At 61.7% G+C, this 24,138-nt stretch carries 26 protein-coding genes; 12 read left to right on the forward strand and 14 right to left on the reverse strand.

From position 1 onward, the window contains the following. Window positions 1-14 precede the first annotated feature (14 nt). From tam to KHQ26_RS03310, 4 genes are all read right to left on the reverse strand, one after another. Window positions 15-776, reverse strand: coding sequence for a trans-aconitate 2-methyltransferase (tam, locus tag KHQ26_RS03295; protein WP_004224735.1), 762 nt, complete (start codon window positions 774-776; stop codon window positions 15-17). Between the two features lie 208 nt (window positions 777-984). Further along, complete coding sequence (locus KHQ26_RS03300) at window positions 985-1,275, reverse strand: hypothetical protein (protein WP_004224737.1); 291 nt, start codon at window positions 1,273-1,275, stop codon at window positions 985-987. Window positions 1,276-1,503: 228 nt separating this feature from the next. Next, the gene (locus tag KHQ26_RS03305; RefSeq protein WP_004179791.1) at window positions 1,504-2,691 is read right to left on the reverse strand and encodes an MFS transporter; all 1,188 of its coding nucleotides are present in this window, start codon (window positions 2,689-2,691) and stop codon (window positions 1,504-1,506) included. A gap of 155 nt (window positions 2,692-2,846) precedes the next feature. Then, window positions 2,847-3,269, reverse strand: coding sequence for a VOC family protein (locus KHQ26_RS03310; RefSeq protein WP_002904629.1), 423 nt, complete (start codon window positions 3,267-3,269; stop codon window positions 2,847-2,849). Window positions 3,270-3,475: 206 nt separating this feature from the next. On the opposite strand from KHQ26_RS03310, the gene KHQ26_RS03315 reads away from it, so the two are divergent. Further along, the gene (locus tag KHQ26_RS03315) at window positions 3,476-4,633 is read left to right on the forward strand and encodes a YbfB/YjiJ family MFS transporter (RefSeq protein WP_004213417.1); all 1,158 of its coding nucleotides are present in this window, start codon (window positions 3,476-3,478) and stop codon (window positions 4,631-4,633) included. Here KHQ26_RS03315 and KHQ26_RS03320 read toward each other — a convergent pair. Beyond that, window positions 4,630-5,475 (reverse strand): LysR family transcriptional regulator, encoded by an 846-nt coding sequence (locus KHQ26_RS03320; protein WP_020804985.1) that lies wholly within the window; start codon window positions 5,473-5,475, stop codon window positions 4,630-4,632. The genes KHQ26_RS03315 and KHQ26_RS03320 overlap by 4 nt on opposite strands. Window positions 5,476-5,564: 89 nt before the next feature. Here KHQ26_RS03320 and KHQ26_RS03325 point away from each other — a divergent pair, with 89 nt between their 5' ends. Then, window positions 5,565-6,623: an NAD(P)H-dependent flavin oxidoreductase gene (locus KHQ26_RS03325; RefSeq protein WP_023316843.1), complete on the forward strand. Its 1,059-nt coding sequence runs from the start codon at window positions 5,565-5,567 to the stop codon at window positions 6,621-6,623. A 10-nt stretch (window positions 6,624-6,633) separates the two neighbouring features. Here KHQ26_RS03325 and KHQ26_RS03330 read toward each other — a convergent pair whose 3' ends face one another. From KHQ26_RS03330 to KHQ26_RS03345, 4 genes are read right to left on the reverse strand one after another with little or no spacing between them, the layout of a single operon-like run. Next, window positions 6,634-7,293 (reverse strand): methionine ABC transporter permease, encoded by a 660-nt coding sequence (locus tag KHQ26_RS03330; protein WP_004217626.1) that lies wholly within the window; start codon window positions 7,291-7,293, stop codon window positions 6,634-6,636. Beyond that, window positions 7,290-8,081 (reverse strand): methionine ABC transporter ATP-binding protein, encoded by a 792-nt coding sequence (locus KHQ26_RS03335; RefSeq protein ID WP_004224747.1) that lies wholly within the window; start codon window positions 8,079-8,081, stop codon window positions 7,290-7,292. Before KHQ26_RS03335 ends, KHQ26_RS03330 begins: the two co-directional genes overlap by 4 nt. After that, window positions 8,078-8,884 (reverse strand): MetQ/NlpA family ABC transporter substrate-binding protein, encoded by an 807-nt coding sequence (locus KHQ26_RS03340; RefSeq protein WP_002904638.1) that lies wholly within the window; start codon window positions 8,882-8,884, stop codon window positions 8,078-8,080. Before KHQ26_RS03340 ends, KHQ26_RS03335 begins: the two co-directional genes overlap by 4 nt. A 23-nt stretch (window positions 8,885-8,907) precedes the next feature. Then, window positions 8,908-9,936, reverse strand: a complete 1,029-nt coding sequence (locus KHQ26_RS03345; RefSeq protein WP_004143503.1) for an isopenicillin N synthase family dioxygenase — start codon at window positions 9,934-9,936, stop codon at window positions 8,908-8,910. A 282-nt stretch (window positions 9,937-10,218) separates the two neighbouring features. Here KHQ26_RS03345 and KHQ26_RS03350 point away from each other — a divergent pair, with 282 nt between their 5' ends. The 3 genes from KHQ26_RS03350 to KHQ26_RS03360 all read left to right on the forward strand — a co-directional run bounded on the left by KHQ26_RS03350 (window position 10,219) and on the right by KHQ26_RS03360 (window position 11,747). Then, window positions 10,219-10,482, forward strand: a complete 264-nt coding sequence (locus KHQ26_RS03350; protein WP_002904643.1) for a VF530 family DNA-binding protein — start codon at window positions 10,219-10,221, stop codon at window positions 10,480-10,482. Between the two features lie 21 nt (window positions 10,483-10,503). Further along, window positions 10,504-10,815, forward strand: coding sequence for a cupin domain-containing protein (locus KHQ26_RS03355; protein WP_002904646.1), 312 nt, complete (start codon window positions 10,504-10,506; stop codon window positions 10,813-10,815). A 176-nt stretch (window positions 10,816-10,991) separates the two neighbouring features. After that, window positions 10,992-11,747, forward strand: coding sequence for a VOC family protein (locus KHQ26_RS03360; RefSeq protein WP_020804981.1), 756 nt, complete (start codon window positions 10,992-10,994; stop codon window positions 11,745-11,747). A gap of 9 nt (window positions 11,748-11,756) precedes the next feature. Here the strand turns inward: KHQ26_RS03360 and KHQ26_RS03365 are convergent, their stop codons facing one another. After that, complete coding sequence (locus KHQ26_RS03365) at window positions 11,757-12,701, reverse strand: AraC family transcriptional regulator (RefSeq protein ID WP_020804983.1); 945 nt, start codon at window positions 12,699-12,701, stop codon at window positions 11,757-11,759. A gap of 105 nt (window positions 12,702-12,806) precedes the next feature. On the opposite strand from KHQ26_RS03365, the gene KHQ26_RS03370 reads away from it, so the two are divergent. Further along, window positions 12,807-14,045 carry an MFS transporter gene (locus tag KHQ26_RS03370; protein WP_020804970.1) on the forward strand — a complete coding sequence of 413 codons (1,239 nt, stop codon included), beginning with the start codon at window positions 12,807-12,809 and terminating at the stop codon, window positions 14,043-14,045. Here the strand turns inward: KHQ26_RS03370 and hpxE are convergent. Continuing rightward, window positions 14,022-15,005 carry a molybdenum cofactor-independent xanthine hydroxylase subunit HpxE gene (gene hpxE / locus KHQ26_RS03375; protein WP_020804977.1) on the reverse strand — a complete coding sequence of 328 codons (984 nt, stop codon included), beginning with the start codon at window positions 15,003-15,005 and terminating at the stop codon, window positions 14,022-14,024. The two genes, KHQ26_RS03370 and hpxE, sit on opposite strands and share 24 nt — an antisense overlap. Before the next feature lie 11 nt (window positions 15,006-15,016). Further along, window positions 15,017-16,054, reverse strand: a complete 1,038-nt coding sequence (hpxD, locus tag KHQ26_RS03380) for a molybdenum cofactor-independent xanthine hydroxylase subunit HpxD (RefSeq protein WP_002904779.1) — start codon at window positions 16,052-16,054, stop codon at window positions 15,017-15,019. 125 nt (window positions 16,055-16,179) lie between these two features. Between hpxD and hpxR the strand changes: the two genes are divergently transcribed. After that, window positions 16,180-17,103, forward strand: coding sequence for a LysR family hpxDE operon transcriptional regulator HpxR (gene hpxR / locus KHQ26_RS03385; protein ID WP_002904781.1), 924 nt, complete (start codon window positions 16,180-16,182; stop codon window positions 17,101-17,103). Here the strand turns inward: hpxR and hpxO are convergent. Next, entirely contained in the window at window positions 17,084-18,238 is a 1,155-nt protein-coding gene (gene hpxO / locus KHQ26_RS03390) for an FAD-dependent urate hydroxylase HpxO (RefSeq protein WP_020804972.1), read from the reverse strand. The two genes, hpxR and hpxO, sit on opposite strands and share 20 nt — an antisense overlap. Window positions 18,239-18,583: 345 nt before the next feature. Here hpxO and KHQ26_RS03395 point away from each other — a divergent pair, with 345 nt between their 5' ends. The 5 genes from KHQ26_RS03395 (at window position 18,584) to KHQ26_RS03415 (ending at window position 22,739) form a co-directional block, all read left to right on the forward strand. Further along, window positions 18,584-19,963, forward strand: coding sequence for a nucleobase:cation symporter-2 family protein (locus KHQ26_RS03395; protein ID WP_020804975.1), 1,380 nt, complete (start codon window positions 18,584-18,586; stop codon window positions 19,961-19,963). Then, entirely contained in the window at window positions 19,941-20,441 is a 501-nt protein-coding gene (gene uraD / locus KHQ26_RS03400) for a 2-oxo-4-hydroxy-4-carboxy-5-ureidoimidazoline decarboxylase (RefSeq protein ID WP_020804988.1), read from the forward strand. Before KHQ26_RS03395 ends, uraD begins: the two co-directional genes overlap by 23 nt. Next, window positions 20,438-20,764 carry a hydroxyisourate hydrolase gene (uraH, locus tag KHQ26_RS03405; RefSeq protein WP_002904788.1) on the forward strand — a complete coding sequence of 109 codons (327 nt, stop codon included), beginning with the start codon at window positions 20,438-20,440 and terminating at the stop codon, window positions 20,762-20,764. The genes uraD and uraH overlap by 4 nt, the downstream gene beginning before the upstream one ends. A gap of 386 nt (window positions 20,765-21,150) precedes the next feature. Further along, window positions 21,151-21,417 (forward strand): type II toxin-antitoxin system antitoxin HipB, encoded by a 267-nt coding sequence (gene hipB, locus KHQ26_RS03410; RefSeq protein WP_029496892.1) that lies wholly within the window; start codon window positions 21,151-21,153, stop codon window positions 21,415-21,417. Further along, on the forward strand, window positions 21,417-22,739 hold the full coding sequence (locus KHQ26_RS03415; protein ID WP_016529318.1) for a type II toxin-antitoxin system HipA family toxin: 1,323 nt from the start codon (window positions 21,417-21,419) through the stop codon (window positions 22,737-22,739). Before hipB ends, KHQ26_RS03415 begins: the two co-directional genes overlap by 1 nt. A 16-nt stretch (window positions 22,740-22,755) precedes the next feature. Here the strand turns inward: KHQ26_RS03415 and KHQ26_RS03420 are convergent, their stop codons facing one another. Continuing rightward, complete coding sequence (locus tag KHQ26_RS03420) at window positions 22,756-24,048, reverse strand: glycoside hydrolase family 10 protein (RefSeq protein ID WP_002904794.1); 1,293 nt, start codon at window positions 24,046-24,048, stop codon at window positions 22,756-22,758. Between the last annotated feature and the right edge of the window lie 90 nt (window positions 24,049-24,138).

Here is a 24,138-nt window from a genome sequence, read left to right on the forward strand (position 1 = left end):
ACCTATCCCAACGGTCAGGCGGCGATCTTTCGCGCCACGATAAACAGCCGTGGGAAACGCAGGAGCACCTTCCCGTTACACTGTAACGGGTAGTGTGCGGCCAGCAATGCGAGATAGCGTGTGAGAAACGCGCTTCCGGCCTGCTCGTCCAGGCCTGCCAGATAGGGGCGTAACCCGGTGCCCTGCAGCCAGTCGACAATCGCCTGATGAGAAGCAAGGGGATGAAAATAGGTGGTGCGCCAGATATCAACTTCGCAACCCTGGCGGCTGAGCAGATCGTACCAGGCGGCGGGCGGGAGTAACGGCTGGCGTCCACGGTCCGGCAACCCCATCTCGCTGGCAACCTGACGCATCAGGGTATGGGAAGGTTCCTGCCAGTTATCCGGCATCTGCACTGCCAGCGTTCCGTTGTCCGCCAGCTGGTTTACCAGATGGGGGAAAAGCGTCTCATGATCCGTCAGCCACTGCAGAGAGGCGTTGGCATAGATCACATCTGGCGGTTGCGCAGGCCGCCAGCGGGCAATATCGGCATCAAGGAATTCGCAGTCGGGTAAGGCCTGCGCCGCCTGGACCAGCATGGCCGGGGAGTTATCGATACCGACGATCGTCGCCAACGGCCAGGCGGCGCGTAGCAGGCGGGTGCTGTTTCCCGGCCCGCAGCCGAGGTCGACGGCGTGCTCGACCTGCAGATGGGCAATACGCGAGAGCAGGTCGGCCGCGGGGCGGGTACGTTCAGCGTCAAATTGCAGATACAACGAAGGATTCCAGTCGGCCATCGGGTGCAGTTCCTGTGTGAGGAGGGAGACAGGGTAAAGCATAGAACGCGTCAGGCGGCATGTCAGCGGTTAATGAACCTCAGCGGTCACCTTTGTGCGTGACAGTGTCACAAAATAGAACGTGGCTGGATTGCGCCTGCGCTGTTGGCCGAACCTGGGATTGAGACATGGCAGGGAAAGTCTCTGCGCCCGTGGCGGGCGCAGGAGCCTATTCGGCGTTTTTGAGCGCCTCGGCGCGGCTGGCGGTGGCGTAGACAAAATCCAGCATCGGCTCGAGATCGGTGTCATAGCCAGCCTGAATAATTTTTCCTCGCAGCCATTCGATTTCACTGGTGATATCGGGAGGAAAAATGTTGTTATCCTGCGCCCGGCGCAGCCATTTCAGCAGAAAGTTATTCTTTCCCCTGATACCACCCGCTTTTTTCGATTTTCCGTGCAACTTCAGCGCGACCAGGACGCAGTAATAGAAATGAACGCGCTGATTAAAACTTTGGTGCATGTCTGTGTTTCCCGCCAGAATCAGGAATTCACCGTGTGGGTCAGTGATTCGGATTGGACTACGGTACCGGGCTGGATCGTTGCGCGAACTCTGTTGTCTACCAGTACCGTCCATGCATCTGTTGCCAGACGCTGACGGGATGTTGGCACGGAAGCCGAATCGTCGTCAATTGCCGATTCATTTTTTGCCGGCGTCATCGGACCGCGGCGGCCCGCGAGCCGGGCCACACTACTCTCTGGCGACAAGCCGCTGTTGCCGATGTACGCGGAAAATCAGCAGGAATGCGAGCGCCACCACGATCGCCGCCAGCAGATACAGCGTGGCGAGATCGTAGAACCCGGCGACCCAGCCGGCCAGCGGCCCGGTCAGGCCCAGCGCCAGATCAAGAAACGCCGAGTAGGTGCCGAGGGCGGTTCCCTGATTTTGCTCTTCCACCTGTTTTACCGCCTCAACTCCTAAAGCCGGAAAGACCAGCGAGAAACCCGAACCGGTGAGAAAGGCGCCGACGCCGGCCATCCATGCTGATGGCGCCAGCCAGATAAGCAGCAGGCCGAGACTTTCGATGATGAAGCAGGCCAGGGAGACCGGGACTCCGCCAAAGCGGGTAATGGTATTTCCCAGCACCAGGCGAACGCAGATAAAGCCGACGCTGAACAGCGAAAGGGTAAACGCGGCGCCCTGCCAGCTGTGCGCGGCGAAGTAGAGGGTGATAAAGGTGGCGATAACGCCGAAACCGACGGTGCCAAAGGCCAGCCCCAGGCCGTAAGGCCAGATTTTTCGCACCACCGCGTGAAAGGGCGCTCTGGCGCCGGCGGTCACCTTGACGTCCTGGCGGGTACGAGCGAACAGCAGACCGATGGCCGCGACCAGCACTACCACCGTAGCAAAGCCGCTGATGCCAAAATAGTGATTGAGGGTAACTCCCAGCGGCGCCCCGACCGCCATCGCCACATAGGTCGCCACGCCGTTCCAGGAGATAACCCGTGACGTGTGGATCGCGCCGACGGTTTTGATCCCCCACAGGGTGGCGCCGGTGGCGGTAAAGCTCTCGCCGACGCCGAGAAACACCCGGCCCGCCAGCAGCGCGGCAATGGCCAGCATCGGCGTTGCCTGCAGGACTACCGCCAGTAGCGTGAAGGCGCCACTGAGCAGGCAGCAGACGATCCCAAGGCTGACCACTTTTTTCGGCCCCCAGATATCGGTATAGCGCCCGGCGTGCGGCCGGCTTATCAGCGTCGATATGTACTGCAGACTGATCACAATTCCGGCCACAAAGGTGCTGTAGCCCAGCTGATAGTGAATATAGCCCGGCAGTACGGCCAGCGGCAGACCAATGGAGAGATAGCAGATACAGGTAAAAACAACGATCGAAATAATGCGCAAATTGAGTTGTGTAGTGCTGACGGAAGTGCTCATAGGGATAAGAGGTTAATACAACGGGATGTGTAGCATAGCGCGCCGTGAGGGCGCTGGCGAGGCGCGACAGCGTTTTATCGGTAACCGACGGGAACGATATTTGTACGAATGTAAATAACTGCTTTTACAGCGCTTAACGCCCGCCTCGCTCAGCGTCAGCTCGCCGCCATACCCGACGAATCACACACCATGCCCCAGGCGCGGTTTTGCAATACCGTGCGGTAGCCGTCCCGGTCGACGAAAGTGACGCCATTGACCTCCCAGTAAGGGTTAAACGCCGTAACGCGCAGAAATCCGGCGGCATCCATGGCTGCGCACTGTGCCTCCCATGCCGCCTGCTGCGGATAGTACAGCACCAGCAGATCTTCATCGCCTGGCGAGGGGGTGACGGGATGGTGGCGGCAGTGGGTGAATTCCAGATGCCAGCCCGCTTCGGGCGCGCCGAGCATTATCCCGCTGAATCCTTCATGATCGGTAAAGCTGCCGAGCAGCTCGAGTCCCAGCCCGGCGCAATACATGCTGGCGGTGGTGTCCAGTTCACTGACCGGCCTGGCAATGCGCATATGACAGAACGACATAATGACTCCCGTGAGCATAAGTTGAGTTGATACTGTACCGGTAAATCGGCCCGGCGTGTGTTAAGCCGTGCCCAGGCGCACCTTCTCTCTGTAAATACCATAGCGGATTAACATCCGACTTGCGCCAACAATACCTCCTCATCATAATGAAAAAAGAATTATACAATATTATTGTTCTTAAATTGAGAATCATTGTGGGGTGGTGGATGAATAACCAATCGCGCCAGGCCTTATGGCTGGCACTGGCTGGATCGATAGTACTGATGATCGGCATGGGCTATGGGCGCTTTGCCTTCACCGGCGTGCTGCCGCTTATGCTTAATGAAGGTCTGTTAACCCTGCACGAGGGCAATCTCGCCGCGTCGGCCAATTACGCTGGCTATCTGGTCGGTGCGTTGCTGCTGGCGCGGGTGCAGCCTGGGGCCGCCACCCGACTGAGCATTATCTCCGCCGGGTTGACCATCGCCAGCCTGGCGCTGCTGGCCTGGGTGAGCTCGCCGTGGACCATTATTACGCTGCGCGCCGTCGCCGGCGCGCTGAGCGCGATAACGCTGATTGCAGGTTCGCTGTGGCTGCTGGAACATATGGGGCATCATCACGGGGCGCCGTTGCTGTATGCCGGGGTGGGGCTGGGGATATTTATCTCCGCGGAGGGGATCGCCCTTGGACATGCCCTGAGCCTCACCAGCCAGCAGATCTGGCTGCTCTGCGCATTATGCGCCGGTCTGCTGCTGGCGCTGGCGATCCGTTGGCTACTGACTCCGCCGGCTGCACTGGTGCGGGTTTCCCATGTTGAAACCTCCCTGCCTGCGTCCGGGAGCGATACCCGTCGCGCGGCGTGGCGACTCTTGATGGTTTACGGTCTGGCGGGCTTCGGCTATATCATCACCGCCACTTATCTGCCGTTGTTTCTGTCCGGTTCGCTGCAGAGCGTTGACCCGGTCCATCTGTGGGCGCTGTTTGGTCTGGCGGCCGCGCCGTCCTGCCTCATCTGGCATAAGCTGGTGCTAAAGTGGGGATACCGGCAAGCGCTGACCCGCAACCTGCTCGTCCAGGCGCTTGGCGTGATCCTTCCAGCCTGCAGCGCTTCATTGCTGTTTTGCGTGCTAAGCGCGCTTTTGGTGGGCTTTACCTTTATGGGCACCGTAACCATTGCGCTACCGAAGGCGAAAAGTCTCAGCCATCAGGTGAGCTTCAATATGATTGCCGCGATGACTGCACTGTACGGTGTGGGACAGATTGCCGGGCCGCTTATCGCCGGCGCGCTGTATCAGATCGCGGCTTCATTTAACCCGGCGCTCTATGCCGCGGCGCTGGCGCTGCTGATTGCCGCAGGGCTGGTCTTTACCGAACGCCAGGCTTAGCCAATCGCCACGCTTTGCAGCAGCTTGCGCCACTCGCTCAGGGCGGGGGCGCTCAAGCCGCTGCGCCAGATAAGCTGGGTGGTCGCCTCGCACAGCGGTTCGCTAAGGCAGTTTTCGGGAAGCGTCATCAGCGACAGCACGCTCTGCGGCAGCAGGCAGGCGTAGCGCCCGGACGCCACGCAGGCAAGCATGCTGTGATAGGAATTGACCTCATGCACCTCGACGGCCGCCTTCTGTTCCGCCAGCCAGCGTTCTCCCAGCGCGCGGTAGCTGCAGCCGCTGGCAAATGCCGCAAACCGCAGCGGACCCGGGGTCTGCGGACGGACCAGCATCAGGGTTTCATAAAACACCGGGGTGAATGCCAGCTCGTCGGGACAGGCCGGTTGCCCATCGGCCCCTGGCGGCAGGCAGACCAGCGCGGCATCAAGGGCGGCGGTTAACACCCCCTCGGTTAACTGGCGGGTCGGTTGGGTGATGAGGGTGATATCCACCTGTGGGCACTGCTGTTGGAAGCGGGTAAGCAGCGGCGGCAGCCGGCTGGCGGCGGTCGCCTCCATCGCGCCCAGACGCAGACTGCCGCCTGGGGTTGTCGGATGCAGAGCCTGCTTTGCCTCTTCCGCCAGGCTCAGGATCCGCCGGGCATAGCTGAGAAACTGCACGCCTGCCGGGGACAACACCATTTTTTTGTTGCCGCGAACGAAGAGCTCAACGGCAAGCTCCTCTTCCAGCTGCTGAATGCGGGTCGTGATATTGGACTGTGCGCGGCCCAGCCGTTTTGCTGCCTGGGTGACGCTCTGCGTTTCTGCCACCTGAATGAAGATCTCGAGTGTGCTGTGGTTCATATTTTTCTTCTCAATACGATAATAATGTTGATCTTACCATCTTTAAAGGAGATGGTAAGCCTCCAGCATCGTTAATGCATGAGGAAACCATGAGCAACCCGCTGCTTTCGCTTCTTGATATTGATTATCCCCTGATTCAGGCCCCGATGGCGGGCGTCTCCACCCCCGCGCTGGCTGCCGCGGTAAGTAATGCCGGTGCGCTGGGCTCGCTGGGGCTGGGCGCTTCAACCGTTGCCCAGGCGGAAGCGATGATAGTCGCCACCCGCCAGCTGACGGACCGCCCGTTCAATGTCAATCTGTTCTGCCATGCGCCGCCCCGGCGCGACGCCCGGCGGGAGGCCGACTGGGCAACAACATTACGTCCCCATTTTGCCCGCTATGGCAGTACGCCACCGGATTCGTTAAGCGAGATCTACCAGACATTTATCGGTCATGCGCCGATGCTGGAGCTGCTTCTCGACCTGTCGCCGCCGGTGGTGAGCTTTCATTTTGGTCTTCCTGAAGGTGAGACGATCCAGCGTCTGCGGCGGCAGGGGATCGTTACCCTGGCGACAGCGACTTCGCTGCAGGAGGCGCTGCTGATTGAACAGCAGGGGATCGACGTGGTGGTCGCTCAGGGCTATGAGGCGGGCGGGCACCGGGGGATCTTTGCTCCGCAGGCGCCTGACGCGCAGCTGAGCACCTTCACCCTGGTGCAACTTCTGCGGCGTCGACTAACCATCCCGGTGGTGGCCGCCGGGGGCATCATGGACGGAGCGGGGATCGCCAGCGTGATGCAGTTGGGGGCGCAGGGCGTACAGCTCGGTACGGCGTTTTTACTGTGTCCGGAATCGGCCGCCGACGCCGGCTATCGCGCGGCGATCCACAACAGCCTTGACGGGCGTACGGTGCTGACCTCCGCGATATCCGGGCGTCCGGCACGCTGTCTGGCGAATGCCTTCTGCGCGCTGGGGGAAGGCTATCCGGCGAGCGCCGTGCCGGATTATCCGCTGGCGTATGATATCGGCAAAGCACTGGCCGCCGCCGCGAAAGCCCAGGGTGTCCATGAGTATGGCGCCCACTGGGCCGGGCAGGGGGTGGGGTTGATCCGCGAGTGTGACGCCGCCACTCTGGTCCGCCAGCTGGCGGCAGAGAGCGGCTGGAACTAATGACTGACGGCTAGCGGCGGTGGGCCAGGCTACGCACCAGCCGATCGCCGGCCATTTGCACCCCCTGGACCATCGCCACCAGGATCAGCACTGTGCCAAACATGACTTCATTATTAAACCGCTGATAGCCGTAGCGGATGGCGAGGTCGCCAAGTCCACCGCCGCCGATCACACCGGCCATGGAGGAGAAACCAATCAGCATCACGATGGTCAGCGTGATCCCGGCCAGCAGCGTTGGCAGGGCTTCCGGCAGCAGGGATTTAAAAATGACGTGCCAGACGTTGCCGCCCATCGACAGAATGGCTTCAATTCTCCCGTAGTCCACCTCGTCGAGCGCGTTTTCCGTCAGACGGGCAAAGAATGGAAAGGCGCCGATGGTTACCGGCACGATGGCGGCGGTGCTGCCCAGCGTGGTGCCGACGATCAGCCGGGTAAAGGGGATCAGGGCGATCAGCAGTACGATAAACGGCAGCGACCTGCCGATGTTGATCACCGCGCCTAACAGCGCGTTCAGTTTCGGCATCGGCGCCAGCCCGTTGGCGCGGGAAATAAACAACAGCACGCCGGTGGGCAGCCCGATCAGCACGGTAAACAGGGCCGCCAGGCCCACCATATAGAGCGTATCCAGCGTGCCGTCGAGTAATAACGGCCACAAATCTTCCCAGCTCATGCTACTCCGCATAATGGCCTCCCCTGAACGCCGTGGCGGGTAAGAAATTCCTGTTCAGCCTGCGGGTCGTGCAGCAGCGACTGGCGCAGCCGCGACCATGGGGTCACCAGCAGGTCGGCAAGTTTACCGCTTTCGACAATCTCGCCCTGTTCCAGCAGCGCCGCGTGGTCACAGATGGTTTTCACCACCTCCAGCTGGTGCGTAATCAGCACAATGGTCAGATTGAGGCGCTGGTTAATATCCGCCAGCAGGGCCAGCACCGAGGCGGTGGTCTCGGGATCCAGCGCACTGGTCGCCTCATCGCACAGCAGCACTTCCGGCCGGGCGGCCAGCGCCCGGGCGATGCCGACGCGCTGCTTTTGCCCGCCGGAAAGCTGTGACGGGAAAGCAGCGGCCTTTTCGCTGAGATCCACCAGCTCCAGCAGTTCGCGCACCCGGGCCTCGCGAGCGGCCCTCGGCACTCCGGCAATCTCCAGCGGCACCGCGACGTTGCCAGCGACGGTGCGGGCATGCAGCAGATTGAAGTGCTGGAAAATCATCCCGGTGCGCAGGCGATAATCCCGCAGCGCCGCCTTGTTCAACTGGGTAATATCCTGTCCGTTCACCAGAATGCGGCCCGAGGTGGGCCGCTCCAGTAAATTGAGACAGCGGATGAGCGTACTTTTGCCGGCGCCACTGCGCCCGAGAATGCCGTATATTGCCCCTTTCGGTATCTGCAACGCGATATCGTTCAGCGCCGGTCGGCCGGTTCCGGCGTAGGTTTTGCTCAGCCCTTCGATGGTTATCATGACTGAGGGGCCACCGGGATCACCGAGCCGTTGTAGGTTTTACGGATAAACTCCGCCACCTGCGGCGAGGTCAGATCTTTCGCCAGCGCCTTAATGCGCGGGTCATTCGCCAGGGCTGGGGTGGTCACCAGAATATTGGCGTACGGGTTATGCTCGGCGCTTTCCAGCCCCAGGGCATCCTTCGCTGGCACCAGGCCGGCTTCCAGCGCGTAGTTACCGTTAATCACCGCCAGGTCGACATCGTCGAGGGAGCGCGGGATCTGCGGCGATTCAATCTCCAGAATCTTCAGGTGTTTCGGGTTCTCGACAATATCCTTCGGCGTCGCCAGGGTGGTGGCCGGGTCGGTAAATTTAGGGTCCAGCTTAATAAGCTTCTGCGCCTGCAGCAGGAACAGCGCCCGGCTCAGGTTGGTGGTGTTATTCGGCACTGCCACGGTGGCGTTTTCCGGCAGTGATGAGAAATCTTTATGCTTATGCGAGTAAATTCCCAGCGGCTCAATATGCACGGTGGCCGCGACGGCAAAGGTTTTACCCAGCGCTTTTTCCTGATCCTTCAGATAGGGAACATGCTGGAAGTAGTTGGCATCCACATCGCCACTGGCCAGCAGTTCATTGGCGTTGACCCCGCTGGTCAGCTCCACCACCTTCAGATCGAGGCTGGGATCAATTTTTTTGATGTAGTTGAGGATCTCCGCGTGGGGAACCGGGTCCGCGGCGACGCGCAGCGCGGCAGCCTGGGCAGACGTCCATGCCAGAGAAAGAGACAGTGCGACCCCTGCCAGTTTAAAAGCGGCATATTTCATGGTGTGTTCCTTTTTAGTTATGGTTAAACGATCAATTGCTCGGCGCGTTCGCGAAACACGTCCTGATAGTAGCGTTCCGCCACGTCCGGATGGGAACGCAGACGGCCCTTGAGATAATTCCAGCCGACATCGCGCAGCAGCGGATTGTGCGGGTCGCTGTCCGGCCCTCGCGCTTCACGCGCCAGCTCGGGCGGCAGGGTGTAAACCGGCACCACCGCGTCAAGCTGGGCGCCGAGGAAGAAGGCGATGGAGAGGCGCTGCTGCTGCGCCGGCGGCGACACCACGCGATGGACGGTAGCGCGCAAATACCCGTTGGTCGCCAGCTCCAGCAGTTCGCCAATATTGACCACAAAGCTGCCGGCCAGCGGCACGGCGTCGATCCATTCTCCAGGCGCGACCTCTACCTGCAGTCCTTTCTGCTCGTCCTGCAGCAGGAAGCTGAGAAACCCCGAATCTTTATGGGCGCCGACGCCCTGGCTGCTTTGGGTCTCCTGCTGGCCGGGGTAGCGGATCAGTTTGATATGCTCGTTGGGTTTGTCGCCGTAGAGCTGATCGAAAGCATTCTCCGGGAGCTGCAGGGCTTCGGCAAAGGCGCGCAGCAGGCGGATGCCCACCTGGGTCATTTGCTGTTGCCAGTGAAGTAATACCGGTTTAAGCGACGGCAGGGCGGCAGGCCACAGATTCGGACCCTGCAGGCGCTGCCAGCGCGGGGCGTCGTCGCTGAGGGTCAGCGCCGGACGTTCGGCGCCGATATCAAACTGCTCTCGCCAGTCAGGCTGGCCGCGCGTCAGCTCAGAGGCCGCGCGGTTATAGCCGCGAAAATGGGGGGAGTGGATCATCGCCACCTGCTGTTTTTGCGCCTCATCGAGAGCAAAAAAGCGCTGGGACTGGCGCTGAACTTCATATTGAAGCGCGTCGTCGACACCGTGGTTGATCAAATAGAAGAAGCCGATGTCGCGGGCGGCATGACGCAGGTCGGCCAGGAAGGCCGCTTTATCCGCGGGGTCCGCGTAGCGGGCCAGGTCGAGAATCGGCAGGGTGGTCGCGTTCATTGTGTTCTCCGAAAACGGGGTAATAAGTTATGGGTAGATTCAGGTTCTGGGTTCGGGCACAACAGCAGCGCATGGTGATTTCCTCTGTCCGGGGCTGAACACAGCTTGCCTCAAGGCCAAATAAGCAACCAATAACGTTATTTTCTAATTTATGACCGCGCGGGGTTCAGTGCTTTTGCGTTAAATAGATATAGGCGCGAAGCGCGTAATGAAGCCGGTTGCGCCCGTCGGTGAGAGCCAGTAAGGTAGGCGCACTTTTTAATGCGGAACGGACGTATCGTAATGCACAGCTCGAAAGATCCCCTGCACGGCGTGACGCTGGAAGCGCTGCTCAATGCCCTGGTGGCGCGCTATGGTTGGGCGGAAATGGCCCGCCAGGTCAACATTAACTGCTTTAAAAGCGATCCCAGCATTAAGTCCAGCCTCAAATTTCTCCGCCGGACGCCGTGGGCGCGCAAAGAGGTGGAGGCTATGTATCTCGCCTCCCTTGATGATGACGCGCCGGTGGAGAAAGCGGATCCCTGGGCAAACTGGCAGAAAAAATAACCCTTACCACAGGACACCATCATGCAGAGCTGGAGCAGTAAAGATTTCACCGCCGACCGCGCGTGGGGCGCGCTGGATATTGCCAATTTTTCCGGCACCACCGTGCGTCTGCACTGGACCGACCAACCCTATATCTGGCACATCAATGATGGTCAGGAGGTGTTTGCCGTGATGGATGGTCAGGTGGCGATGCATGTGAAAGTCGACGGCGAGGAGCAGATCATCATGCTAAACGCCGGCGATATCTTCTACGCCGGGGTGGGATGCGAGCATGTCGCTCACCCGCAGGGGGCGGCGCGTATTCTGGTGATTGAGAAAGAAGGGTCGGTCTGACCCCGTGGCGGGCGGTTCTTTGCCCGCCGTTTCATCGCCCATCAGATGCGACATACCGCGTTGATATAAATTACCTATCCTGCTTTCGATATATTTAATTCTTGTTTGCCATTCCCTTCACCCCAGCACTATCTTTTGCCGCAGACGCCTGACCAGGCACAACCGCGGGAGAGATCATGGCAACCTTACAGTGGGACCACGCCGTACAGTTTGTGAATCAGCCGGAAGCGGCCATTCAGACCTTTGCCGACCAGCAGCTGCGGGCGGTGGCCGGTGGGCGCCATCCGGGGTGGGGAACCCGCAATGCGCTGAGCTATTTTGGCCTGACCTATATCGAATTTCTCGCCATTTCCGACCCGGATGAACTGCGCGCCGCGACGGACAAATTCCTCCTTTCGCGCGACGCCGCACGGCTGCTGCCGGAGAATGAGGCGCTGTTTCGGGTGGCGCTGCGCAGCGACGACATCGACGCCACCCATAACCAGTTGCGTCGCACAGGGGTGACAGTGTCACCGATTGTCGATGGCCAGCGCAACGATCCGCAGGGCAATATCATCCGCTGGCGGATCTTCACCATCGATGGCGACACTGACGGGCTGGTCTATCCCTTTGTGCTGCAGTGGGAAGAAGACGACGCCACCCGGCTGACGCGGCTGCGCGCCCAGAGGCTGGACGCGCCGCATCCGCTGGGCGACATTACGCTTGAGCAGGCGGTGTTCGAGGTGGTCAATCCGCAGGCGGTGCGCGATCGCTGGCAGGCGCTGCTGGGCTTTCCGCCACTGGGGGAGCAGGGACTGGACGTGGGAGGCCAGCAATTTATCTTCCGTGAAGGGGCTGCCAACCAGCTGACCGAACTGGTGTTCCGCGTCGCCAACCCGGCGCTTAAGTGGCAGCGCTTTCGTGTCGGCAACGGCGTGTATCGCTTTACATAAAGACTGACTCTAGCGTGCCGTGGCGCGTAGGGCTCCCGGCGGCTGGCCGGTGATGCGTTTGAAAGCCCGGCTGAAGGCCGCCAGCGACTGATACCCGAGGCTGAAGGCGACTTTTTCCAGCGCCTGGCCTTCATGGGTGATGTACTGCACCGCCAGCCGCATACGCAGCTCGGTGAGATAGCGGGCGGGGGTGGTGCCGGTGGCGGCGAGAAAACGTTCCGCGAACAGCGAGCGTGAAAGACCCGCCTCCCGCGCCAGATCTTCCACTTTCCAGTTGACCCCCGGGCGCTGATGCATGGCGTAGATCGCTTTCGCCAGCCGGGGATCGCGCAGGACCTGTACCCAGCCGGTGGCGTTGCCGCACCCGCACGCTACCCAGCCGCGGACAATCAGCGCGGCCACCACGTCCGCCAGCCGGGCGAGGATCCCGGCATAGCCTGCCTGGCGGGTGAGGGATTCCCGCTCCATCGCCGCCAGCAGCGGCTGGATCTCCGGCCAGGTATTAAGCAGGCTGCTGACCCGCATCACCTCGGGCATGGCCTTGACCAGCGGCTGCATGCCGCCGAGCTCAAAGTCCATACAACCGCTGAAAATGACGGCGCGCTCCGGGCAGTCAGGCTGGTCGCCAGCGTTGATACAACTTACCGTGCTGCACACCGTTTCGCTGGGCAGCTGCGCCACATAGACCACCGTGGCCTGCGGATCCGAGAGCAGGGCGTGCCCGTCGCCGTTGGGAATAAACAGCGCATCGCCGCTCTCGAGGGTGAACTGTTCTCCGCTGGCCATGCGCAGCAGCACCGGCCCGCGGCTGATGAAATGGAACTGGGCTTTACCCGCCACGGCGCTAAAGCCGACGCCGAACGGGCGTGCGGTTTCGATGCGCCGGTAGTTAACGCCGGAGAGGCGCATACCGCGCAACAGTTCGCTGGTCAGGTCGATGGCAGGCTGGCTCATGGCAATTCCGGACGAATAATCAATAACTGAAGAGTATGCATCATATATCGTCCGAAAGTAAGTCCCTAAGATGACCAGGATGTTAATAAACCTGGAGAGTTGTATATGAGTTCCTGCATAGCTGCTGACGCGAGCCTGTCTCCCGCCAAACCTGCCTGGCGCGCCGTCTATGCCCTGGCCCTCGGGGTGTTCGGCCTGATCGTGGCCGAGTTTCTGCCCGCCAGCCTGTTAACGCCGATGGCCAGCAGCCTCGGCGTCAGTGAAGGGATGGCCGGACAGGCGGTCACCGCGACGGCGCTGGTGGCGTTAGTTACCGGCCTGCTGATCGCCACCGCCACCCGCAATATCGATCGCCGCTGGGTGCTGATGTTCTTTTCCGTACTGCAGATAGTCTCCAGCCTGATGGTCGCTTTTGCCGATTCGCTGGCGTTTCTCCTGCTGGGCCGTCTGCTGTTGGGGATCGCCATCGGCGGCTTCTGGGCGATGTCCACCGCCACGGCGATGCGTCTGGTGCCGGCGGCCCATGTGCCAAAGGCGCTGGCGATCATCTTTTCCGCGGTGTCTGTCGCCACGGTGGTGGCCGCGCCGCTCGGCAGCTACCTCGGGGAGCTGATCGGCTGGCGCAACGTGTTTATTCTCTGTGCGATACCCAGCCTGCTGGCGCTGCTCTGGCAGCTGTGGGTGCTGCCCTCCATGCGCCCGGAGAGCGTCGGGACCTTCTCCACGCTGTTCAGGGTGCTGCGCCGTCCCGGTATGCTGGGCGGCATGCTGGCGACAATCCTGATTTTTAGCGGCCATTTCGCCTTCTTTACCTACCTGCGGCCGTTCCTTGAGACCGTGGCGCAGGCCAGTATCGAAGGGGTTTCGCTGATATTGCTCGGCTTCGGTATCGCTAACTTTATCGGCACCTCGGTGGCGAGCTATCTGCTGAGCCGTAGCCTGCGCCTGACCCTGGCGCTGGTGCCGTTGATGATGAGCGTTCTGGCGCTGCTGATGGTGACGTTTGGCCATCTGACCGTGCTGGCCGGGCTGCTGGTCGCCCTGTGGGGATTTGCCTTCGGCCTGGTGCCGGTGGCCTGGTCCACCTGGCTTGCCACCACCGTGCCGGATGAAGCAGAAAGCGCGGGCGGTCTGCTGGTCGCCTCTATTCAGCTGGCCATCAGCGCCGGGGCCGCCGGCGGCGGGGCGGTGTTTGATTTGCACGGCGCCAGCGGCGTCTTCACCGGCAGCGGTCTGCTGCTGTTGAGCTCGATGGTGATTGTCTTCGCCGCCGTACGGGTGAAACCGGTCGCCCGCGCCGACCAGCCGGTGACGGGCCGCTTATCCCGCGAGATCGATAACTAAATTGGCCGACAGGCTGCGGGAGCAGCACAGCGCAATATGCTGCTCTGCGGCCTGTTTTTCCGCCTCCGACTGCACGGTATCCCGGTGGTCGACGGTTCCCTCGCGTACCGGCGTCAGGCAGGCGCCGCAGATCCCCATCTCGCAGGAGAGCGGCACCGCGACGCCATGCTCCTGCAGCACCTGGGCGATGGTTTTGTCCCCCGGCACCGGCCAGCGCTCCCCGGTGGAGGCGAGGGTGATGGTGAAGGTTCCGTCCGCCGCCGACGCCGCCGACGCCGCCGTCGGGGCGGGCGGCTGGAACGCTTCGCTGTGCAATTGCGCCTCCTCCCATCCGACCGCCCGCGCGGTATCGCGAACCCGGGCCATAAATCCGGGCGGACCGCAGAAGTAGACCCGGGTGTCGGCGTCCGGAGCCCCCAGATCCTGCGCCAGCCGCTGGCGCGGACTCTGCCCCTCGTCTGAGCAGTGGATCTGGCAGATTCCACCCGTTAGCTGGCGGGCGATCTCGGTGGCGAAGGCGGCCTCCTGCGCACGGCTAACGTAATAGTGCAGCGTAAAGCTGGCGCCGGACGCCGCCCGGGCGTGGGCCATCGCCAGCAGCGGCGTAATGCCGATCCCGGCGGCGAGAAGCACCACATGGCCGCCCTCGTGCAGCGGAAAGTGGTTGCGCGGGGCAGAGATCATCAATGGCTGTCCCGGGCGCAGGGTGTCATGAATATAACGGGAGCCACCGCGAGACTGCGACTCGCGGGCGATGCAGAGCAGATAGCGATCCCGTTCGGCCGGGCTGCCGGTCAGGGAGTACTGACGGATCAGCCCGCAGGGAAGATGGAGATCGATATGGGCGCCGGGCGTCCACGCCGGCAGCGGTTGCCCCTCGGCGCTCACCAGACGAACGGCCAGATTTTTCGCGCCCTGGCGCCACAGGCCATCGACCACCACCGGGAGTATGTCGCGCATATGACCTCCACTCATACCAGAAAGAAATCGCCAAAGCCCATCTTCTTCAGCCCGCGCCGGTAGGCGATAGAGCTGCGGTCCGCCGGAATATGCGCCTCCAGGGTCAGATCCAGCGGCAACCGTTCCGGACGCTGGGTCTCGACCATCAGGCGGTCCTCTTCAAATACCCGCAGGTTGAACGCATGTACGTCTTCCACCGGCACGTGCAGATCGAAGTTGCGGGCAATAGGGGCAAACATCCGCGTCACCCGGGACGACACCGGCGAGGCGGCGTTCATGATCACCAGCCTGGCGTCGGCGGGAAAATGGATGGTCAGCGTAGCGGTGAACGGCAGATGCATTTCAAAGTGACGCAGCCACTGGAACCCTTCCGGCGCGCGGAAATCGGAGCTGGCCGGGTAATTGCCCACCGAGCTCCAGTAGTCGGCAACAAAGCCGAACGGCGTCTCCTGCGGGGTATAGTCCGGCACCTGCTGGTTGTCCGGATCGGCGAAGGTGTCGGTGTGGATCCACGCGAAGTGGGCGACATCGAGAAAGCCTTCGACCTGGCGGCCGGCAAATCCCTTTACCTCGAAGGCCGGGCAGTTGATTTGCTGAAAGCCGGCGTCGTCCCAGTGCGGCATGGTCGGTAACGGCGGCGGATTGTCCGGATCGCAGGCCAGGCAGGTCCAAATCAGCCCGTAGCGCTCCTCCACGGCGAAGCTGGTGAGATGCAGTTTGGCCGGAATGGGTTGCCCCGGACTGGAGGGGATGCGGTTGCAGCGGCCATCCTCGCCAAAGCGCAGGCCATGATAGGGGCAGACGATGCCTTCCTCTTCATGAAATCCCAGGGTCAGCGGCACCCCGCGGTGCGGGCAGACGTCGCGGGCGACCACCACCTGGCCTTTAATACGATAGATAACCAGCTGTTCGTCCAGCAGGGTGGCTTTCACCGGGGCGCCGGCAATATCGCAGGCGCGGGCCACCGGGTGCCAGCAGCGGGCCAGCCGCAGCCAGTCCTCTGGATCAAAGGTGCAATGGGCGGGGGGCGTGGGGGTGGTTGTCTTCATGATTTCTCTTCCTGCTCACATCGGTGATTGTTTTATTGTTGTGAGATTATTGTTGTCATATTAGGGTGTTCACATCCATCACCATTAATTCACTCTGCTGTTGCAAAAAAGAGTACAGGGGCGCCATGAGTCCATTTTCCCGTTTCGCGCACTATTTCATCGCCGTGGCCCGCTGCGGCAGTCTGCGCCGGGCCGCCGAGCAGCTGCATATCTCCGCCTCGGCAATTAACCGCCAGATCCTGCAGGCCGAGGAGGCCTTCGGTACCCCGCTGTTCGAGCGCCTGCCGGAGGGACTGCGGATGACCACCGCCGGTGAACTGCTGTATGACAATCTGCTGCGCTGGCAGAAGGAATTTCGTCAGACCCGACAGAAATTTGATGAGCTGCAGGGGATGAAGCGCGGGAGCGTTAGCGTTGGCATGGTGCAGGCGCTGGCGGAAGGGGGCTTCGCCGCCGCGCTGGCGGAGATCATCGCCAGCTGGCCGTGGCTGGAGCTGGATCTGCAGGTGGCTGACAGCCACACCGTCAGCCAGAAAGTGCGTCAGGCGGACCTGGACGTCGGCCTGATCCTCGATCCGCAGGGGCAGGCTGGACTCAGCGTGCTGGCCTTTGCCGAACTGGAGGTGGGGATTGTGATGCGTCCGGACCATCCCCTGGCGGGGGCGAAGGCGCTGTCTTTGGGCGAGCTCAGCCTGGAGCGGCATATCGTGCCCGGCGCGCCGCTGATCGTCCATGAGCGGGTGGCGCTCCTCTATCGCCACCATGACTTTGCGCCGGAGAATACCATCAGCTGCAATGATATCCGGCTTATCAAGTCGTTGGTGCTGCGCGGCAGCGGCGTGACGCTCCTTAGCCTGCTCGACGTGCTGGACGAGGTCCAGCGTGGACAGCTGGCCTTTGTCCCGCTGCGCAGTACGCTGCTGCGACCGCTGACCCTGGCGCTGTGTACTGCACCCTCGCGTCAGCTTTCGCGGCCCGCGCAAATGGCCATTCAGACGCTGAGTGCGGTGATCGAATCCATGGCGACGGTCAGCCCAGCGGCCCGCTGAGGATGGTGTCGCACATGCCGTTGATAATGCGCTCCCCGGTCTCCTCGCGCAGCTCCTGGTACCAGGCTTCGGTGAGCTGCATATCCTTCCCGTGGGTAATATCGCACCGTTTGCGCGCCTTCAGCACCAGGTCACGAACCCGGTCGCAGCGCTGGGCTTCGTACTCGCACAGGGCGGCCGCAATATCTCGGGTCTGGCGGAAAACGGCGCCCAGCACCACTGCATCTTCCATCGCCGCGCAGCCTCCCTGGCCAATATCCGGGGTGGTGCTGTGTCCGGCATCGCCGAGCAGCGCGACGCGGCCGCGCACCAGGCGGCTGAAAGGTTCGATATCATGGATTTCAATGCGGTTGGTGGTCTGCGGGTCGAGGGCGGCGATCAGCTTCTGCACCGGCGGCGCCCAGCCGGCAAAGTAGCGGCTGAGGTCAGCGCGCAGGGTGTCACGATCCTCCGCCAGACCCGCCGGCAGCGGCACATCAAAGAAAAAGTAGAACCGGCCGGCGGAGACCGGCATCAGCGAGACGCGCTTGCCTTCGCCGACAAAGGTGGTCCACTGATCGCCGGGGGCCAGCGCTTCATCTATCTCCACCAGACCGTTCCAGTTGACGTAGCCGGCGTAGCGGCGCTGCGGGGTAAAGCCCAGCACCCACGGACGCAGTGCGGAATGGCTGCCGTCGGCGGCAATCAGCAGATCGCCGCTGGCGCTGCTGCCGTCGGTAAACCATACCGTCACGCCGTCGGCGTCTTCTTCACAGCGGGTGACGCGTTTGCCGAACTGCACGCTGTCCCGTCCCCAGTAATCCAGCATTTCCCGCTGCAGTTCTGCCCGGGAGACCGGGCAGGGGCGGCTGCCGGTGCGTTCGATCAGCGGGGCGAGACTGAACTGGGTCATGTTCTCGCCGCTGCGGAAATCACGATACGCCATCCGGCGCAGCGGCCCGCCGAAGGTCTCCATGATGTCGCCCATGCCGAGGTGGGCCATGCACTTCACGCCGTTGGGCCACACGGAAATCGCTGCGCCGACCGGTTTGATCTCTTTCACCGCTTCATAGACGTCGCAGTCGATCCCCGACTGTTTGAGCGCCACTGCCGCGCTTAAACCGCCGATGCCGGCGCCAATCACGATTGCTTTCATTTTTTTCTCCTTCTCCCGATGTTGTGACTGACTACAGCAATTTGCGTACCAGTTCGCTGGAGGGAGGAAAACCGCCTGCCTGAGGCACAGCGATGGCTCATGACGCACCGCATCGGTGCAATGTGAGGTATTGGTTGCCTTTTTATGAATCAAAAGTTTCTGTATGTTGCATTAAGAATCTATCGTTTCAGGCGCCTGGTTCAGCAGCGAAGAGGAGTGATGCATCACGAGCGTAATCTAAGTTGATGATTTTGGAGTGATAATAAATTTATTGGTGCCCTTTTGTCGTCTCTGGCCTGCTTTGTGCACAAGCCCATGCACTTCTCTTTACTACGGGATATCACTATGTCTGACGAACATCACAGTGGCCTGCTTTACGGCCTTGAACAGCGGATCCCACCGCTTCCGGCCTTTTTCAGCGCTCTCCAGCATGTGCTGGCGGGCCTGGTGGGGATCATCACGCCGCCGCTGATCATCGGCGCTACCCTCGGGCTTGGCGACTGGCTGCCGTATCTCATCAGTATGTCGCTGCTGGCCTCGGGCATTGGCACTTTTCTGCAGTCCAATCGGGTATGGGGCATCGGCGCCGGGATGATCTGCATGCAGGGCACCAGTTTTGCCTTCCTCGGCGTGACGGTGGCCGGAGGGATGTGGGTAAAAGCCCAGGGCGGCGGGCCGCAGGATATGATGGCGATGCTGTTTGGCGTTAACTTTGTCGCCGCTCTGGTGCCGGTGATTGTCAGCCGCTTTATCGAACCGCTGAAGAAAATCTTTACTCCCATCATTACCGGCAGCGTGATTGCGCTGATCGGCATCAGCCTGATCAAGGTCAGCGTCATCAACTGGTGCGGTGGGGAAAAGGCCGAGGATTTCGCCAGCATGAGCAATATCGCGCTCGGGGCGGGCACCCTCGGGGTTATCGTCCTGCTGAGCTGCGCCAAAAACCGCTGGCTGCGGCTCTCCTCGGTGGTGGTGGGCATTGCCGTGGGCTGCATCGCAGCGGGGCTGAGCGGTCAGTTCCATCTTCACAGCCTGGGCGACACTCTGTTTCGCCTGCCGACGCTGTTTCCGTTCGGCTTTCAGTTTAACAGCGCGATATTTCTGCCGGTCGCCCTGGTGTCGCTGGTCTGTATTCTGGAGGCGGTGGGCGATCTGACGGCCAACTCGCTGATTTCGCAACAGTCTGTTGACGATCGCGCTTTTCGTAACCGGCTGAAGGGCGGTATCCTGGCGGATGGCGTCAGCTGTATGGTGGCGGCCATGCTCTGTGCTTTTCCGAACACCACCTTCGCGCAGAACAACGGCGTGATCCAGATGACCGGGGTGGCCAGCCGCTATGTCGGACGCTACATTGGCGTGATTCTGATCCTGCTCGGGCTGTTCCCCCCGGTGGGCGAACTGCTGCGGCAGATCCCGGCGCCGGTGCTGGGGGGCGCCACGATGGTGATGTTTGGCTGCGTGGTGGCGGCCGGGATCCGGATTATTACCCAGACCCCGCTGAGCCGTCGCGATGTGCTGATCGTGGGGCTGGCGTTTGGCACGGGTCTCGGCGTGGAGTCGGTGCCGGCGTTTCTCAGCCATTTTCCGCCGATGGTCGGCGATCTGTTCGGTTCGGCAGCCACCAGCGGTGGGCTGGTAGCGATAGCGCTGAACCTTATTCTGCCGCAGGAGCAGGCGGCGGCGAAATCGTTAAGGAGTCAGGATGATCGCGCTGAGTCAGTTTAACAGCCTGAGCAAAGATGAGGCGGCGGGGCTGCTGGCCCCCTGCGTGGCGATCCCGGCCTGGGGCGAGACGCTGGTGAGCTTGCGACCTTTCGCCAGCCGCCATGCGCTGCTGCAGACCGCCCGGGAGGCGATGGCTAACTGGGGAGAGGACGAGCTGAACGCGGCGCTTAGCGCCCATCCGCGGATCGGTGAGAAGCCGACCGGTTGCCAGGCGCACGCGGCGCTGTCGCGCCAGGAGCAGTCGTCGGTGGACAGCGAGAATGAGCGGCTCGCGCAGGCCCTGCGGGAGGGCAATGCCCGCTACGAAGCCCGCTTTGGCTGGGTGTTTTTAATCCGCGCTAAAGGGCGCAGCGGCGAAGAGATGTTGCAGGCGTTGACGCGCCGGCTGCAGCATACCGCCGACGAAGAAGTGGCCGAGGCGCTTGCCCAGCTGCGAGAGATTACGATGTTAAGACTGGAAGGAGTGATTGGCGAATGAGCACCCTGAGCACCCATATTCTGGATATTTCCACCGGTACGCCGGCAGAAGGCGTAACGGTCAGCCTGAGCCGGGAGGGCGAGACGCTGGCGAACCTGGTGACCAACGCCCAGGGGCGTATCGCCACCTTTAGCGCCGCGCCGCTGCCGGCGGGGCGCTATTGCTTAACAGCGGAAACCGGGGCGTGGTTTGCCCGCGCCGGGCGCGAGAGCGTCTTTACCCGGGCGCAGATTGATTTTGTTATCGGCGAGGCGGCAGAGGACCATTTCCATCTGCCGTTTCTCATCGCCCCGGGCGGGTGGTCGACCTACCGCGGCAGCTAAGCCGGCTGCCCGCTGCCGGGCGGCGCTGCGCTTGCCCGGTCTGGAGCGTTACGGAGCGGGCATAGACAGCCCCGTAGGCCCGGTAAGGCGCAGCCGCCACCGGGCATTAAACCGGCAACAGAGCTGGCTGCCCGCTGCCGGGCGGCGCTGCGCTTGCCCGGCCTGGATCGTTACGGAGCGGGCAGAGACAGCCCGTAGGCCCGGTAAGGCGCAGCCGCCACCGGGCATGTACAGATGGCTCCGGCGATCATCCTTCCTGTTTTATCCCCACACAAGGATAATTATTCTCCTATCCCCTACAGGGGATAACCTTGACATTATCCCCTACAGGGTATAAAACCAAGTTTATCCCGACAGGGGGATAAATGATGGTGAGGAACAAGGCGATGAATTCCCCCCAGATATACAGTCCCGTGCAGCTGGCCAATTACCTGAAGCTGCTGCGCCAGCAGAACCACTGGACCCAGGATGCGCTGGCCAGGCGGATCGGCATTAAGCAGGCCACGCTGTCCAATTTTGAAAATCACCCCGACAAAACCACCTTAACCACGCTGTTTAAGATCCTCCAGTCGCTGGGGATGGTGATGACGCTGAACGCCAAAGCTGCTGAGACGGCGCCGGCTCCCGATAACAACACGGACCTTGACTGGTAATGGCGACGCTTACCACCTGGATGAACAATGTGCGCGTGGGAACCTTAACCCGCCAGGCTAACGGGGCGCACAGTTTTCGCTATGACGAAGAGTGGCTGCGCAGCCCGCGCGCCAGACCGCTCTCCCTCTCACTGCCGCTGCAGTATGGCAATATCACTGCCGACGCGGTGTATCACTACTTTGATAACCTGCTGCCCGACAGCCCGCAGGTCCGCGACCGGATCGTCAGGCGCTATCAGGCGCGCTCGAAGCAGCCGTTCGATCTGCTGGCCGAAGTCGGGCGGGATAGCGTAGGGGCGGTGACCCTCCTGCCGCCGGGGGAAGAGGCGCACCTGGAAGGATTACGCTGGCAGACGCTGGACGAGGCGCAGCTCACCGCTTTGCTGACCGCTTACCAGTCGGATATCCCCCTCGGGATGATTACCGGCCAGGACGATTTCCGTATCTCGGTGGCCGGCGCCCAGGAGAAAACGGCGCTGCTGCGGATGGGCGAGCAGTGGTGTATTCCGCAGGGCGCCACGCCGACCACGCATATCATTAAGCTGCCCATCGGCGAGATCAAGCAGCCCAATGCGACGCTGGATCTGCGTGAAAGCGTGGATAACGAGTTTCTGTGCCTGGCGCTGGCCAGAGAACTGGGCCTGGCGGTGCCGGAAGCGGAGATCATCACCACCCCGCGGATCCGCGCCCTGGCGGTAACCCGCTTCGACCGGCGCTGGGCGCAGGAGGGACGGGTGCTGCTGCGTCTGCCGCAGGAGGATCTGTGTCAGGCTTTTGGTCTTCCTTCAGCGATGAAATATGAGTCTGACGGCGGGCCGGGTATCGCCGCGATCATGACCTTTCTGCTGGGCTCGAGTGAAGCGCTGAAAGATCGCTATGACTTTATGAAGTTCATGGTCTTCCAGTGGCTGACGGGGGCGACGGACGGTCACGCAAAAAACTTCTCAATTTACCTGTTGCCCGGCGGCAGCTACCGCTTAACACCGTTCTACGACATTATTTCGGCGTTTCCGGTGCTGGGCGGCACGGGACTGCATCTGCGCGATCTGAAGCTGTCGATGGGGCTCAATGCCACAAAAGGGCGTAAAACAGAGATTAACGCCATCTATCCGCGTCATTTTCTGGCGACGGCCAAAGCGGTGAACTTTCCCCGGGAGCAGATGCTGGCGATCCTCCAGGAGTTTGCCGGGCATGTGCCGCAGGCAATCGAAAGCGCTCGCCGGACGCTGCCGGCGGACTTTTCCAGCCACGTCTGGCAGGCCATTACAGAGAACATGCTGAAGCTGCACGCCCGCCTGCAGCAAGGGCTGCAGGCGCTATAGCAGAGCCGGCTGGCGGCTAGCTCTGCGGCTGCCCCCAGCGGCTGCGCAAATAGTTAACCGCCTGCCGGGTTTGCGGCTGATTGAGGTTGTTTTCGCGGAACAGGATGGTGCCCTGGATCTGCGGCAGAGTCTCATTGAGATCGAGCTGCTTTTTCAGCTCCGGCACGCCGCCGTCCACCGTCCAGTCAGGCTCGTTTTTGGACGGTTCACCCACCTTGTACAGCGCCACGCCGATATACAGCCGGGTATGCGTCGGTTTAACCACCTCGGCCCACCAGTTGGCCAGCACATCATAGCGCGCGGCATCGCGGGCAAACGGCCAGTAGATCTGCGGCGCGATGTAGTCGAGCAGTCCCTGCTGCACCCAGCTGCGGGTATCGGCATAGGATTCATCATAGGCGGCCGCGCCACGGGTATCCGACCCCGCCGGATCGTGCGAGCGGTTGCGCCACACCCCGGCCGGGCTCACGCCAAACTCGACGTTCGGATTGAGCTTTTTGATGGTGGTGGAAACCTGGGCTATGAGCTGCTGGGTGTTATGCCGCCGCCAGTCGCCCTTCGAGGCATAGCCCTGCCCGTAACGGCGGAAAGTCTCGTTGTCGTTAAGCGGGGAAGAGGCGGTTTCGGTATAGAAATAGTCATCGAACTGCACGCCGTCAATCGGGTAGTTCTGCACCACTTCAGCGACGATGCTGGTGATCCAGTCACGCGCTTCGGGAATGCCCGGGTCGAGAACAAAGCGATCGCTGGCGGTGCGGATCCAGTTACGGTGCAGGACGAACACGCTGGCCGGTACCTGAGTAAGGGTGTTGTTCAGCTCGGCAATCGTCGACGGTTTGGTGTTGACCGAGACGCGGTAGGGATTAAACCACGCGTGAACCTTCATGCCGCGCTTGTGCGCTTCATCCAGCATAAACTGCAGCGGATCGTAGCCAGGGTATTCGCCGATTTTGCCGGTCAGCATATCGGACCACGGCAGAATATCCGACCGCCAGAGCGCCGTACCGTCCGGTTTCACCTGGAAAAAGACGGTGTTGATCCCCAGGCGCTGCAGGTTATCGAGTTTAGCGATCAGCGCCAGCTTCTGCTGCGTGATGCGACTCTCCGGCGTGCTGGCGATAATCGACCCGACCGGCGGCCAGTCAAGGCGCGAAACGGTGGTGAGCCACACGCCGCGCACCGGCTCCCGGTGCGCCTGCCCAGCTTTGACGGCGGCAGCGTTCGGCGGCGTGACAAGGGATTTAGGGGCTTTACTGGTGCAGCTGAACAGCATGCCAGCGGCGATGAGCGCCGCGCCTGCCAGCGCCACTTTGCTGGCTAAGGGGAATCGACGAGAATGGCTGATGATGAACTCCCGTGTACTCAGATCGTCGCGTGTAGGCGCTATTCTCTTACTATT

The sequence above is a fragment of the Klebsiella sp. 10 genome, from assembly GCF_018223925.1.
In the GTDB taxonomy this organism is placed as follows: Bacteria; Pseudomonadota; Gammaproteobacteria; order Enterobacterales; family Enterobacteriaceae; genus Klebsiella; species Klebsiella pneumoniae.